Source organism: Actinocorallia populi (assembly GCF_002995495.1).
Lineage (GTDB): Bacteria > Actinomycetota > Actinomycetes > Streptosporangiales > Streptosporangiaceae > Actinocorallia > Actinocorallia populi.
In genome coordinates this window covers 275268-287422 of record NZ_PVZV01000004.1, presented here as the reverse complement: position 1 = coordinate 287422, position 12155 = coordinate 275268, and the positions used below count along the sequence as shown (strand labels likewise).

At 72.2% G+C, this 12155-nt stretch carries 14 protein-coding genes; 8 read left to right on the top strand and 6 right to left on the bottom strand.

Annotated elements, in window-relative coordinates; translation table 11 throughout:
- Nucleotides 1-21 precede the first annotated feature (21 nt).
- Together C2865_RS18050 and C2865_RS18045 are read left to right on the top strand one after the other, a co-directional pair.
- Nucleotides 22-1170: an 8-amino-7-oxononanoate synthase gene (locus C2865_RS18050; RefSeq protein ID WP_106399654.1), complete on the top strand. Its 1149-nt coding sequence runs from the start codon at nt 22-24 to the stop codon at nt 1168-1170.
- 133 nt (nt 1171-1303) lie between these two features.
- Nucleotides 1304-2026 carry a GntR family transcriptional regulator gene (locus tag C2865_RS18045; protein WP_106400042.1) on the top strand — a complete coding sequence of 241 codons (723 nt, stop codon included), beginning with the start codon at nt 1304-1306 and terminating at the stop codon, nt 2024-2026.
- A 133-nt stretch (nt 2027-2159) separates the two neighbouring features.
- Here C2865_RS18045 and bioB read toward each other — a convergent pair whose 3' ends face one another.
- From bioB to C2865_RS18025, 5 genes are all read right to left on the bottom strand, one after another.
- Complete coding sequence (gene bioB, locus C2865_RS18040) at nt 2160-3155, bottom strand: biotin synthase BioB (protein ID WP_106399653.1); 996 nt, start codon at nt 3153-3155, stop codon at nt 2160-2162.
- The gene (bioD, locus tag C2865_RS18035) at nt 3152-3880 is read right to left on the bottom strand and encodes a dethiobiotin synthase (RefSeq protein WP_106399652.1); all 729 of its coding nucleotides are present in this window, start codon (nt 3878-3880) and stop codon (nt 3152-3154) included. Before bioD ends, bioB begins: the two co-directional genes overlap by 4 nt.
- 82 nt (nt 3881-3962) lie before the next feature.
- On the bottom strand, nt 3963-4139 hold the full coding sequence (gene bsaP, locus C2865_RS40045; protein ID WP_198653411.1) for a biotin synthase auxiliary protein BsaP: 177 nt from the start codon (nt 4137-4139) through the stop codon (nt 3963-3965).
- A gap of 22 nt (nt 4140-4161) precedes the next feature.
- Nucleotides 4162-4374 (bottom strand): biotin/lipoyl-binding carrier protein, encoded by a 213-nt coding sequence (locus C2865_RS18030; RefSeq protein ID WP_106399651.1) that lies wholly within the window; start codon nt 4372-4374, stop codon nt 4162-4164.
- A gap of 157 nt (nt 4375-4531) precedes the next feature.
- A complete protein-coding gene (locus C2865_RS18025; RefSeq protein ID WP_106399650.1) occupies nt 4532-5299 on the bottom strand; it encodes a class I SAM-dependent methyltransferase in 768 nt (255 codons plus the stop codon).
- Between the two features lie 273 nt (nt 5300-5572).
- On the opposite strand from C2865_RS18025, the gene C2865_RS18020 reads away from it, so the two are divergent.
- The 6 genes from C2865_RS18020 (at nt 5573) to C2865_RS17995 (ending at nt 11056) form a co-directional block, all read left to right on the top strand.
- On the top strand, nt 5573-6142 hold the full coding sequence (locus C2865_RS18020; protein ID WP_232835720.1) for a sigma-70 family RNA polymerase sigma factor: 570 nt from the start codon (nt 5573-5575) through the stop codon (nt 6140-6142).
- Complete coding sequence (rsrA, locus tag C2865_RS18015; protein WP_106399648.1) at nt 6139-6420, top strand: mycothiol system anti-sigma-R factor; 282 nt, start codon at nt 6139-6141, stop codon at nt 6418-6420. Before C2865_RS18020 ends, rsrA begins: the two co-directional genes overlap by 4 nt.
- Before the next feature lie 10 nt (nt 6421-6430).
- Nucleotides 6431-7345 carry an NAD-dependent epimerase/dehydratase family protein gene (locus tag C2865_RS18010; RefSeq protein ID WP_106399647.1) on the top strand — a complete coding sequence of 305 codons (915 nt, stop codon included), beginning with the start codon at nt 6431-6433 and terminating at the stop codon, nt 7343-7345.
- A 280-nt stretch (nt 7346-7625) separates the two neighbouring features.
- Complete coding sequence (locus C2865_RS18005; RefSeq protein ID WP_106399646.1) at nt 7626-8975, top strand: HD-GYP domain-containing protein; 1350 nt, start codon at nt 7626-7628, stop codon at nt 8973-8975.
- Nucleotides 8969-10267 (top strand): HD-GYP domain-containing protein, encoded by a 1299-nt coding sequence (locus C2865_RS18000; protein ID WP_106399645.1) that lies wholly within the window; start codon nt 8969-8971, stop codon nt 10265-10267. The genes C2865_RS18005 and C2865_RS18000 overlap by 7 nt, the downstream gene beginning before the upstream one ends.
- Nucleotides 10268-10405: 138 nt before the next feature.
- Nucleotides 10406-11056, top strand: coding sequence for a hypothetical protein (locus C2865_RS17995; protein ID WP_106399644.1), 651 nt, complete (start codon nt 10406-10408; stop codon nt 11054-11056).
- Nucleotides 11057-11409: 353 nt separating this feature from the next.
- Here C2865_RS17995 and C2865_RS17990 read toward each other — a convergent pair whose 3' ends face one another.
- Nucleotides 11410-12153 carry an SOS response-associated peptidase gene (locus C2865_RS17990; RefSeq protein WP_106399643.1) on the bottom strand — a complete coding sequence of 248 codons (744 nt, stop codon included), beginning with the start codon at nt 12151-12153 and terminating at the stop codon, nt 11410-11412.
- Between the last annotated feature and the right edge of the window lie 2 nt (nt 12154-12155).

Genomic DNA, 12155 nt, shown 5'->3' with positions numbered 1-12155 from the left:
GGCGCCTGGGAGGATGGGCAGGTGAACCCCTTGGACAGACTGCGCGAGGCCACCGAGCGGCGGGAGGCGGCCGGACTGCGGCGGCGGCTGCGGCCGCGTACCGCCGACCACGACGGGCTGATCGACCTCGCCTCCAACGACTACCTCGGGTTGTCCCGCGACCCGCGGCTGATCGAGGGCGCCGTGCGCGCCGTGCGCGAGTACGGCACCGGCTCCACCGGATCGCGCCTGGTCACCGGCACCACGCGCCTGCACGCCGAGCTCGACGAGCGCCTGGCCGCCTTCTGCGGGGCCGCGGCGGGGCTGACCTTCTCCTCGGGTTACCTGGCCAATCTGGGGGCCGTGGCGGCGCTCTCCGGGCCGGGCTCGCTGGTGGTGTCCGACCAGGTCAACCACGCCTCGATCGTGGACGCCTGCCGGTTGTCGCGCGCCCGGGTGCACATCTCCCCCCACCGCGACACCGCCGCCGTCGAGGCCGCCCTGCGGGACCGCTCCGAGGAGCACGCGCTGGTCGTCACCGACGCGGTCTTCTCGGTGGACGGCGACCTGGCCCCGCTGGCCGAGCTGCACCGGCTGGCCCGCCGGTACGGCGCGCTGCTGGTGGTCGACGAGGCGCACGCCCTGGGCGTCGTCGGCGAGTACGGCAGGGGCGCGGCCCGCGCGGCCGGGCTGGCCGGCGAGCCCGACGTGGTGCTGACCCTGACCCTGTCCAAGTCGCTCGCCTCCCAGGGCGGGGCGGTCCTGGGCGCCCCCGAGGTGATCGAGACCCTGGTCGACACCGGCCGGACGATGATCTTCGACACCGGGCTGAACCCGGCGGCGCTGGGGGCGGCGCTGGCCGCGCTGGACGTCATCGAGTCGGCGCCGGAGCTGCCGGCGCGGGCCCGCGCCAACGCCCGCGCCATCGTCAAGATCGCCGAGTCGGCCGGGCTGGAGAGCTCGACGCCCGACGCGGCGGTCGTCCCGGTCTTCCTCGGCCGGGCGCGGGCGGCGCTGCGCGGCGCCGAGACCTGCCTGGAGAACGGCCTGAAGGTTGGCTGCTTCCGGCCACCCTCGGTGCCGGCGGGCCGCGCGTGCCTGAGGATCACGGCGAGGGCCAGCCTCGACGAGGCGGAACTCACAGCCCTCGAGCTGGGACTGCGCGCCGTCGCCCGGTCGGTGGCACCGTAATCTGCTCGCGTAGCATCGAGCCGAACCGGCGGTGAACAAGGGGAAACAAGGAGACTCGTTGACAGCCGAACACGCCCTTGGTGATTTCGGGCTCGGCCCGCTCGCGGGCAGGCCGCAGAGCCCGGGCTCGCCTCTGGCGAGCGCGCCGCGGGTCCCCAAGTACTACCGCCTCAAGGAACTGCTCATCGAGCTGATCACCTCGCTGCCGCCGGGCAGCCCGCTGCCGCCCGAGCGCACCCTGGCCGAACGGTACGGCACCTCGCGCACCACGGTGCGCCAGGCGCTGGCCGAGCTGGTGGTCGAGGGGCGGCTGCAGCGCATCCAGGGCAAGGGCACCTTCGTGGCCAAGCCCAAGGTGCCCCACCAGCTCCAGCTGGTCGGCTACACCGAGGACATGCGCCACCACGGCCTCCGCCCGGAGACCAAGATCCTGGACGTGGCGTACCTGACCGCCGACGAACGGCTCGCCACGCTGCTGGGCATCCGGCCCGGCGGCCGGGTGCTGCGCATCCACCGGCTGCGGCTGGCCGACGGCGACCCGATGTCGATCGACTACACGCACCTGCCCGCGCGCCGCTTCCCCGGCCTGCGCAAGGAGCTGTCCCGCAACCTGTCGCTGTACGAGACGCTCGCCGCCGCCTACGACGTGCACCTGGCCGAGGCCGAGGAGACGATCGAGACGGTGCTGGCCACCCCGTACGACGCGCAGGTGCTCGGCGTCGACGTCGGGCTGCCGCTGATGCTGATCTCGCGGCAGTCCTTCGACACCGCGGGCGAGCCCGTCGAATGGGCCCAGTCGTTCTACCGGGGCGACCGCTACAAGTTCGTCACCCGGCTGCGCCGCCCCGGCGCGTGACCGCCCGGGGGGCGACCCCCGGGAGGCGGCAACCGATCCTCGCTTCGCTGCGGTCGTCCGACCTGGGGCCGTGGGTCGCCCTGGCGGGCTTTCGAGGAAAAAGGGGGCGGCCCCTGGGGGGCCGCCCGGGGCCCTACAGGGTCTGGCTGAGGGCCTTGATCGGCATCTGGAGCTCGGTGAGCAGGTCCAGGTCCTTGTCGGCGTTGCGGCCCAGGGTCGTCAGGTAGTTGCCGACGATCATGGCGTTGATGCCGCCGAGCAGGCCGTCCTTGGTGCCCAGGTCGCCCAGGGTCAGCTCGCGGCCGCCGGCGTAGCGCAGGATGGTGCGCGGCAGCGTCAGCCGGAAGGTGGCGATGGTCTTCAGCGCCTCGGCGCCCTCCACCAGCGGGAACTCCTCGAAGGGGGTGCCCGGACGGGGGTTGAGGAAGTTCAGCGGCACCTCGTGCGGGTCGAGCTCGGCGAGCTGGGCGGCGAACTCGGCGCGCTGCTCCAGGGTCTCGCCCATGCCGATGAGGCCGCCGCAGCAGACCTCCATGCCGGCCTCGCGCACCATCTGGAGGGTGTCCCAGCGCTCCTCCCAGGTGTGGGTGGTGACCACCTTGGGGAAGTGCGACCTGGCGGTCTCCAGGTTGTGGTTGTAGCGGTGCACGCCCCAGGAGGACAGCGCGTCGACCTGCTCCTGGGTGAGCATGCCCAGCGAGCAGGCGATCTGGATCTCCACCTCGGCGTTGATCGCCTCGATGCCCTTCTTCACCTGGTCCATCAGCCGCTGGTCGGGCCCGCGCACCGCGGCCACGATGCAGAACTCGGTGGCGCCGGTCTTGGCCGTCTCCCTGGCCGCCTCGACCAGCGAGGGGATGTCCAGCCAGGCGGCCCGCACCGGGGAGGAGAACTGCCCGGACTGCGAGCAGAAGTGGCAGTCCTCGGGGCAGCCGCCGGTCTTGACCGAGATGATGCCCTCGACCTCGACCTCAGGGCCGCACCAGCGCATGCGCACCTCGTGGGCCAGGGCGAGCAGCTCCTCCAGCCGCTCGTCGGGGAGCGAGAGACACTCCAGGGCCTGCGCCTGGTCGAGTCCCCGGCCCTCCTCCAGCACCTGCTGCCTGGCGATCGTCAGGATGTCAGTCACGGGGTTGTGCCTTTCTGGTGGGTCTCACGGAAAGTACCAGCGTCGAAGATCCCGCCGAAGGCCGGGGACAACCCGGCGCGGGCGGCGAGCAGGAACTCGGGCGCCGTCAGGGCGCCCGCCCCCGCCGGCAGCGCGCCCGCCAGCGGCCGGGCGGCCAGGGTCTCCAGGTCGCGGAGGTTGCAGCGCTGCGCCAGGTCGGGCTCGTCTGGCCAGGACCCGACGACCACGCCCGCGAGCTGCACGCCGCGGTGCGCCAGCGCCTCCAGGGTCAGCGCGGTGTGGTTGAGGGTGCCCAGGTCCGCCCGGGCGACGACCACCACCGCCGCGCCCAGCCAGCGCGCCAGGTCGGCGATGGTGTTGCCCTCCTCGTCGAAGCGCACCAGCAGCCCTCCGGCGCCCTCGACCAGCACGAGGTCGCGGCCGTGGGCGAGCTCGCCCACCAGGCCCGCCGTCCTGGGCAGCTGCACCGGGGGCAGGCCGCTGACCCGCGCCGCGGCGGCGGGCGACAGCGGGTCGGGGAAGCGGGCGCCCTCGTGGAGGTCGACCACCCCGGCCAGGCGTCCGATATCTTGCACGTCGCCCGGTTCGTCCGGGCCTACTCCGGTCTGGGCCGGCTTCACCACCGCGACGGACGACCCGCGGGCCGCCGCCAAAGCGGCCAGCGCGGCCGTCACCACGGTCTTGCCGACACCGGTGTCGGTGCCGGTGACGATCAGCACACTCACGGCCCCGACCCTAGACCCCGGGCCCCGCCGCCCTCCTCGCGGGATCCCACAGAAAACCGGGTCCCGGCTTGTACCGGGGCGTTCAGGCCGAGGTCAGGGTGCCGTGCTCCGCGCAGCGGGCGGTCCAGCCCCGCGGGGTGACCTGCACCACCATGCGGCGGCGGCAGCGGGCGCAGAAGCGGGGCGGCTCCAGCCGCAGGGCGCGCAGGCAGGCGGCGTGCTCCCCGGCCTCGCCGCAGTGTTCGCAGTACTTCTCCATGGGCGCACAACCTACTGGACTGCTACTCGATCACCGCGATGAGATCACCCTCCTGGATGACGTCGCCCTCCGCGACCGCCACCCGGGTGACGGTGCCGCCCTCCTCGGCCAGCACCGGGATCTCCATCTTCATCGACTCCAGGATGACCAGGGCGTCGCCCTCGGCCACCGCCGTCCCCTGGGGGACCAGGACCTTCCAGACGTTGGAGACCAGTTCCGCACGGACCTCGGCCACGACGGCTCCCTTCGCTCAGCACCCCCGGCCTGCCCGCGGCGCCGGCGGCCCGTCCGCGATCCACGGATTCCCCGAACCTACCCAGGCGGGCGCGCCGCGGGTGGCGGTCGAACCGACAAACGGCGCCCGCGAAATTTGTGGCGGGCGTCACTCCGCGTCACCAGGACTTGATCGCGCTCGCCAGGAGGTGGATGCCGACCGACTCGTCCTCGACCCGGCAGTCGTAGGGGGTCTGCAGCTCGGTGCGCACCAGCTGGTCCAGGGCCCGGGGGTCCTGGCCGAGCAGGTGCTCGGCGGTGGAGGGCGACACCACGGTGCGCGGCCTGATCCACTCCGTCTCCAGGCCCGCCTCGGCCAGGAACTCCCGCACCTGGGCCGACCAGAAGCAGCGGGTGATCGTCCCGTCCGGCCAGGGCACCAGGACGACCTCGGCGCGCGGCACGTCCGACAGGTGCGGCCACAGGTTCTGCTCGGCCAGCACCGCCAGGCCCAGGGTGAGGGAGTCCACGCACAGCAGCACCCGGCCGCCGGGCCGCAGCACCCGGGCGATCTCCTGGACCGTCTCCTCGGTGGCCAGGCAGCGCGAGAGCACCCCGTCCTCGGCGATCACCGCGTCCATGCTGCCGTCGACCAGGAAGTCCAGGGTGGACGGGTCCGCCACGATCCGCTGCCGGCCGTCCGCGGCGGCGTCCGGCCCGTCACCGGGCCCCGCGACCACCTCCAGCACGTGGTGCCCCGCCGCCGCGGCCTGCCGGGCGGACCGGCTCTCCCCACCCGAGACGTCCAGGACCACCGAACTGCGCCGGGGCAGCCAGCGCGCCAGCTGGGCGGCGGCCACGGCGTGGTAGAACCTCCAGTAGCCCGACAGCTCGTCGTTGTCGTGATCCTGATTGAGCGCGGGGGATCTGCCCGGTAGCGGCAGCAAAAGGGGGACTCCTGTCTACGTGTACGGGTCATCCTTCCCCGTACCGGCCGTCACGTCACCCCTCGGCGCCGGAGGGAAGGGTTGTCTTACCGGGAATGAGCACCTGCCTTCCGATGTTGCCTCGAAGGTACAACGTGTGAGGGGTGGTCCATGCCGGTCCTAGCAGGGGTCCGTGACGGTGGTGGTCAGGACGTACGGCTATTGTCGTATGTGCAAGATCGTGCATCGGTTCCTTCCCAGGGGGTGGGTACAGTACCGGGCTCCACCGAGACGATGGCCCAGCGCAGCGAGCGTTTCCAGCGCGATGTGCTGCCCTTCCTCGACCAGCTCTATCCGGCCGCGCTGCGGATGACCCGCAACCCCGCGGACGCCGAAGACCTCGTCCAGGAGACCTTCGCCAAGGCCTTCGCCTCCTTCCACCAGTTCAAGGAGGGCACCAACCTCAAGGCCTGGCTCTACCGGATCCTCACCAACACGTTCATCAACAGCTACCGCAAGAAACAGCGGGAGCCGAAGAACACCGGCACCGAGAACATCGAGGACTGGCAGCTGGCCCGCGCCGAGTCGCACACCTCGACGGGGTTGAAGTCCGCGGAGACCGAGGCGCTGGACCACCTGCCCGACTCCGATGTCAAGAAGGCGCTGCAGGACCTTCCCGAGGACTTCCGCATCGCCGTCTACCTCGCCGACGTCGAGGGTTTCTCCTACAAGGAGATAGCCGACATCATGAACACCCCCATCGGTACGGTGATGTCGCGGCTGCACCGGGGCAGACGGCAGCTGCGCTCCATGCTGGAGGACTACGCCGTGGAACGAGGCCTCACTCGGGAGGGTTCACAATGAGCTGCGGAAACGAGCACGACACGCCCTGCAGCGAGGTACTCGCCCGGGTCTACACCTACATCGACGGCGAGCTCGAGGACGTGGGCTGCGCCGAGATCCAGCAGCACCTCGACGAATGCGGCCCCTGCCTGCGCGAGTACGGGCTGGAGGAGTCGGTGAAGAAGCTGGTCGGCAAGGCCTGCGGCTGCGATCCCGTGCCCACCGACCTGAAGTCCAAGGTGCTCGGCCGGATAGAACAGCTGCTGGCCTCACCCCCGCAGGCCGAGGCCGACCAGTAGGCTTGCGCGGGTGCGCATCCTCGTCACCGGCGCGGCCGGGTTCATCGGCTCGCATCTCGTGGACAGGCTCCTGTCCGACGGACACGACGTCATCGCGGTCGACAACCTCGCCTCCGGGCGCAGGGACAACCTCGGCGGCGACGCGGAGTTCCACGACCTCGACATCGCCGATCCGGCACTGACCGAACTGGCCGCCGCCCGCTCCCCCGAGGTCGTCTGCCATCTGGCGGCCCAGGTGAGCGTCCGCCTCAGCGTCTCCGACCCGCTGCTGGACGCCCGCACCAACGTCATGGGCACCATCAACGTGCTGGAGGCCGCCCGGGCCGCGGGCGCCCGCAAGACGGTGTTCACCTCCAGCTGCGCGGTGTACGGCGTGCCCGACACGCTGCCCGTCGGCGCGGACGCCGAACTGCGCCCCAAGTCCCCCTACGCCGCGTCCAAGACGACCGGCGAGATCTACATGCGGGCCTACCGCGAGCTGCACGGCCTGGACTACACGACGCTGGCGCTGGCCAACGTGTACGGCCCCCGCCAGACCCCCGAGGGCGAGGCCGGCGTCATCTCCATCTTCACCGCCGCGCTGCTGGAGGGCCGACCCACCATCGTGTACGGCGACGGCGGCAACACCCGCGACTACGTGTACGTCGCCGACGTGGTCGACGCCTACGCCAAGGCGCTGGAGACGGGCTCGGGCGAGCGCTTCAACATCGGCACCGGGGTGCAGACCACCGACCGGCGGCTGCACGCCCTCGTCGCCGAGGCCGCGGGCGCCCCGGACGAGCCGGGCACCGCGCCGTTCCGGCTCGGCGACCTGCCCGCGATGGCGCTCGACCCCGCCCCCGCGCTGGCCGGACTCGGCTGGAAGCCCCGCACCTCCCTGGAGGAAGGGCTGGCCGCCACCGTCGCCTGGGCGCGCGGCCGGTAGGTCGTCCAACATTGCGTGACGTTCTGTTCACGCTTTGCTCTCGATTTTCCGTGTTGCTGTGGGAGCAACGTCACGTTGGTTAGTCTTGGGCTGAACCGGCCAGTGGCGGGGAGCAAGGTACCAGATCCGGGGGAATTCCCCGGATTTCTTCGGGGGGAGAAAAACCATGCTCAGGTACGTGACGTTCGTCGTGCTCCAAGCGGCGGCGGTCGCCGTGGTGCTACTGACCGAGCCCATGGGTGTTTCCTGGGTCTGAGAGCGAGTCCCGAGAGGCGGCGGCATGCGTGAACGTCCCGGCCTTCCCCCCGTCGCCTGGAGCTATGTCGCCGCGGTGGTCGCCGGCGCGGTCTTCGTGCTCGCCACGGCCTCCTACGAGGGCTTCAAGCCGCAGACCTTCGTCGTCCTGGCCGCGCTGTTCCTCATCTGCGACTCCACGCCCGCCCTGCTCAACCTGGAGCGGGCGCGGGTGTCTCTCAGCTTCTCGGCCTGCCTGGCCTCGGTCGTCCTGCTCGATCCCGAGGGCGCCGCGCTCGTCGGCGCGTGCGCCCTCGCCGCCTTCCAGCGCGTCGCCCTGGTCAAGCGGGTGTACAACGCCGCGCAGTTCGCGCTGTGCGGGTACATCGCGGGCACCGTCCACGAGCTGCTCCGGCCGGTGGGCCCGCACGCCCGCTGGCGGCCTGCCGTCGACCTGGAACTGCTGCCGTTCGCCGGCGCGCTCTTCGCCTACGTCGCCTGCAACCTGATGATGGTCGGCGGCATCCTGCTGCTGAGCAGGCAGGCCACCGTGCGCGCGCTCATCGACGAGATCCGGCTGCTCACCCCGGGACTGCTGGGCTACGGGTCGTTCGGGCTGCTCATCGCCGGGGTCTACCAGGCCGTCGGCCTGTTCGCCCCGGTGCTGGTGCTGCTGCCTCTGTTCGTGGCGCGCTGGGCCTTCGCCCAGACCCGCGCCCAGCAGCGCGCCCACGAGGCCACGCTCGCCGCGCTGTGCCAGGCGGTGGAGACCAAGGACTACTACACCCGCGGGCACAGCGAGCGGGTCTCGCGCGGCGCGGTGATGATCGCCGAGGAGATCGGCATGAGCCCCGCCCGGCTGGAGGCCATCCGGTTCGCCGGCATGCTGCACGACGTCGGCAAGCTCGGCGTCCCCACCAAGGTGCTGCAGAAGGACGGGCCGCTGTCGGAGGCGGAGTTCGCGGCGATCCAGCTCCACCCGATGCGCGGGCTCGAGATCATCCGGGAGATCGGCTTCCTGGACGAGGCGCTCACCGGGATCATGCACCACCACGAGAAGCTCAACGGGCGCGGCTACCCCATGGGGCTGGCCGGGGAGGAGATCCCGGAGTTCGCCCGCATCATCGGCGTGGCCGACGCGTTCGACGCGATGACCTCCACCCGCTCCTACCGGCCGGCCCGCTCGGTCGCCGAGGGCGTCGCCGAGCTGCGCAAGTGCAGCGGCACCGACTTCGACCCGCAGATGGTCGAGGCGTTCCTGCGCGCGCTGGAGAAGACCGAGTGGGATCCGCCGCGGCAGGTCGTGGTGCCCGAGGGCGAGCACGTCCAGACCACCCGGCAGGACCACGACGACCCGAGCACGCCGATCAAGGTGATGGGCGAGGGGCCATGGTGACGGGCAGCCGCCTGCAGGTGGCGCGCGAGAGACCCGCCTGGCAGCACCTGGACTCCGCGCAGCTGGTGCTGCTGGGCGCGGCCGCGGCGCTGACCGTCGCGGCGGCCGTCTCGCTGGCCGCGGCGGGCACGGTGGACGAGCCCAAGCCGGCGATCATCTTCGGCGCGCTCATCGCGCTGGGCGAGCTCTTCCGGATGAACATGCCGGGCGGGCGCGAGGTCGCGCCGATCAGCACCGCCGGGGCGCTCGGCTACGGGATGCTGCTGAGCGTCGGCGGCGAGCCGGTCACCTACTCGGCGCTGCAGGTGGTGGCCGTGACCGCGGCCGGGATGTTCGCCGGCACCCTGCCGCACATCGCGGTCGGCCGCCTGCCGCAGCTCGACGCGATGGCCCGCAGGCTGGTCGTGGCCGCGGTGGTGGCGTTCCTGTTCCGCCCGCTGACGGGCGTGCTGTTCGACGAGCGGCTGTCGCTCGGCGAGTGGTGGACGGCGCTGGGCCTGATGGCGCTCATCTCGTGCACGGCGGGCTGCTCCGACATGGTGGTCGCCGGGGCGATCCGGGCGGAGGCCGTGCGGGTGCGGTTCGGCATCGCCTTCCTCGACGAGGTCCGCGCGGGCGTGCTGCTGTGCGCGGCCAAGACCGCGACGGGCATGCTCATCGCGGTCGCCACGTCCGTGATGGGGCTGGCGGCGCTGCTGCTGTTCACCGCGCCGATCCTCACCACCCAGTTCGCCTTCCGCCGCTACGCGGCCGTGCGCATCACCTACCTGCAGACGGTCCGCGCGCTCTCCCGGGTCACCGAGGTGGGCGGGTACGTCGAGACGGGGCACTCGCGCCGGGTCAGCAGGCTGGCCGTGGCGATGGGCCGCGAGCTGGGCATGACCGAGGCGCAGTCGCTGGAGCTGGAGTACGCGGCGCTCATGCACGACATCGGCCAGCTGTCGCTGCCCGACCCCATCCCGGGCGGGGCGACCGTGCTGGCCTCCCCCGCCGAGCAGCGCCGGATCGCCGAGCTGGGCGCCAACGTCATCGAGCAGACCGGCGTGCTGGACAGGGTCGCCCACATCGTGCGCTGCCAGTCCGCCCCCTACTCCGCCTCACCCGCCCCCCCGCTGGCCAGCCGCATCATCAGGGTGGCCAACGCCTACGACGACCTGGTCGGCGACTCCACCGACCGGGACCGCGCCGCCGCCGTCCTGGACCGGCTGCGCCTGGACTCCGCCTCCGAGTACGACCCCACCGTGGTGGAGTCGCTGGGCACCGTCCTGGAGCGCCGCACCTACCGCTGGTGACCGCGGCCGCCCCGGGAGAATCTCACTCCCCCGGCCTCTCCGGTGTGTGACGATTTATCACCCTGGGTAATCTTCTGTCATCAGCTCGACGGACGACCGGCCCGCACCGACGTGGTCGTGCCCCCCAGGGAGCGAACCATGCACCAGTCCCACGACGCCGCCCGCACCTTCACCCGCAGGCTCCTCCTGGGCTGCCTCGCCCTGACCGTCGTCCTCCTGCTGCTCACCTTGGGCGCCTGGCTGAAGTCCTTCACCCTCCCCCAGACCCCGCCGCGCCCGCCCGACCCGGTCGCCGCCCCGCCCCCCGCGACGGTCACCGTGACCGTCACCCCGTCCGGCGCGTCGAACGAGACGCCCGCACGGCGCGACCGGAGCAGGCGCGCCTCCGCGGCCGCCTCCCTGCCGGCCGGGACCGACGGCGCCGCCCAGGCCGCGTGCGGCGCCCGCGCCCAGGCCGCCGCCCTGCGCGAGGCCGGCCGCCGCGCCGAGGCCGCCGTCCAGGCCAAGGCCGCCGAAGAGGCGGCCCTCGCCTCCACCGTCCCCGCCCTGCGGGACCTGAAGAAGCTCCGGACGAAGGAGATCGTGTCCCGCCTGGACGCCTGGTGCTCCAGTCACTTCACCGACCTGAAGCCCCGCCCGCTGCCCTCGTCCCCCCGCCCGACCACGTCCGGCCCCCGCGGCACGCACACCGTCACCCCCGTCTGCCGCACCCCGAACCCCTACGACCGCGGCCTCGGCCCCGGGCTCGACGACCACAACCCCGACGACCCCCGCTGCGCCCGCCACTGAACCCGACGAACCGAGAACCAGCCGTCCACCTGCCGAAGCCCCGGCTCAGCAGGCACCGGCCCCGCACACGCGGGGACGGCTCCAGCATCAACGTCGGCCGCACCCCGGACGCGGGATCTCCCCGCACACGCGGGGACGGCTCGGGGGCCTTCGAGGGCGGCTCTGATGCGGCCCTGCTCACCCCGCACAGGCGGGGGCGGCCCGCGCGACAGGTGCGCAGCGTTGCATGGCGGACTATCGGCCCGCATATGCGGGGATGATCCGGATCACGGGATCCTGCCCCTGGCCGGTCTCTCCTCGGCCCCGCACGCGCGGGGGTGCTTCTCCGCGATCCGGCAGGGAGCCCTGTTCGGTCAGAACAGGGTTTCCTCACCGCCTTCGGCTTTCAGGGGTTCGATGAGGGACGGGCCGTTGTTGCGCACGTTTCCCACGGCCTTGGAGACGGGAACGGCCTCCAGCTCGCCTGACATGGCCGGGACCCGGAGGGAGCCCGGGTCCTGGGTGGCGGGGTCCAGCCAGGCGTCCTCGTCGGTGACGGTCATGGGCATGCGGTCGTGGATGTGGCCGACGGCGTCGACGGCCTGGGTGGTCAAGATCGTGAACGTCCAGAGCCAGTCACCGTCCTCCGGCTTCCACAGCTCGTAGAGGCCGGCCAGGGACAGGATGTCGTGATTTTTCGGGGCGATGAAGAAGGGCTGCTTCTTCGTCTTCCCCGTCTTCTCGTCCTTGCTGGTGTACCACTCGTAGTAGCCGTCGGCGGGCAGCAGGCAGCGGCGCTTGGCGAAGGCGCGGCGGAAGGACGGCTTCTCGGCGACGGTCTCGACGCGGGCGTTGATCATCCGGTTGCCGATGGCGGGGTCCTTGGCCCAGGACGGGACCAGGCCCCAGCGGAGCATCTTCAGCCGGCGGACGGGGACGGCCTCCTCGGCCGTCGGGTCCGCCCGGTCCAGGATCGCCGGGAGCGATTTGGTGGGGGCGGCGTTGTAGTCCGCCCGCAGCAGGTCCTCGCCGTCCCCGCCCCAGGTCTCGTCGACCTGGACGCCGAAGGCGTCGAGGAGCTCCTGACGTGATCGCGCCGTCGCGTAACGCCCGCACATGC

Bases quoted from the DNA above. Each gene is read 5' to 3' on its own strand.
- C2865_RS18020 (WP_232835720.1), top strand. From the start codon at position 5,573: ATGGCCCAGCGCAGCGAGCGTTTCCAGCGCGATGTGCTGCCCTTCCTC.
- C2865_RS18005 (WP_106399646.1), top strand. From the start codon at position 7,626: ATGCGTGAACGTCCCGGCCTTCCCCCCGTCGCCTGGAGCTATGTCGCC.
- rsrA (WP_106399648.1), top strand. From the start codon at position 6,139: ATGAGCTGCGGAAACGAGCACGACACGCCCTGCAGCGAGGTACTCGCC.
- bsaP (WP_198653411.1), bottom strand. From the start codon at position 4,139: ATGGAGAAGTACTGCGAACACTGCGGCGAGGCCGGGGAGCACGCCGCC.
- C2865_RS17990 (WP_106399643.1), bottom strand. From the start codon at position 12,153: ATGTGCGGGCGTTACGCGACGGCGCGATCACGTCAGGAGCTCCTCGAC.
- C2865_RS18000 (WP_106399645.1), top strand. From the start codon at position 8,969: ATGGTGACGGGCAGCCGCCTGCAGGTGGCGCGCGAGAGACCCGCCTGG.
- C2865_RS17995 (WP_106399644.1), top strand. From the start codon at position 10,406: ATGCACCAGTCCCACGACGCCGCCCGCACCTTCACCCGCAGGCTCCTC.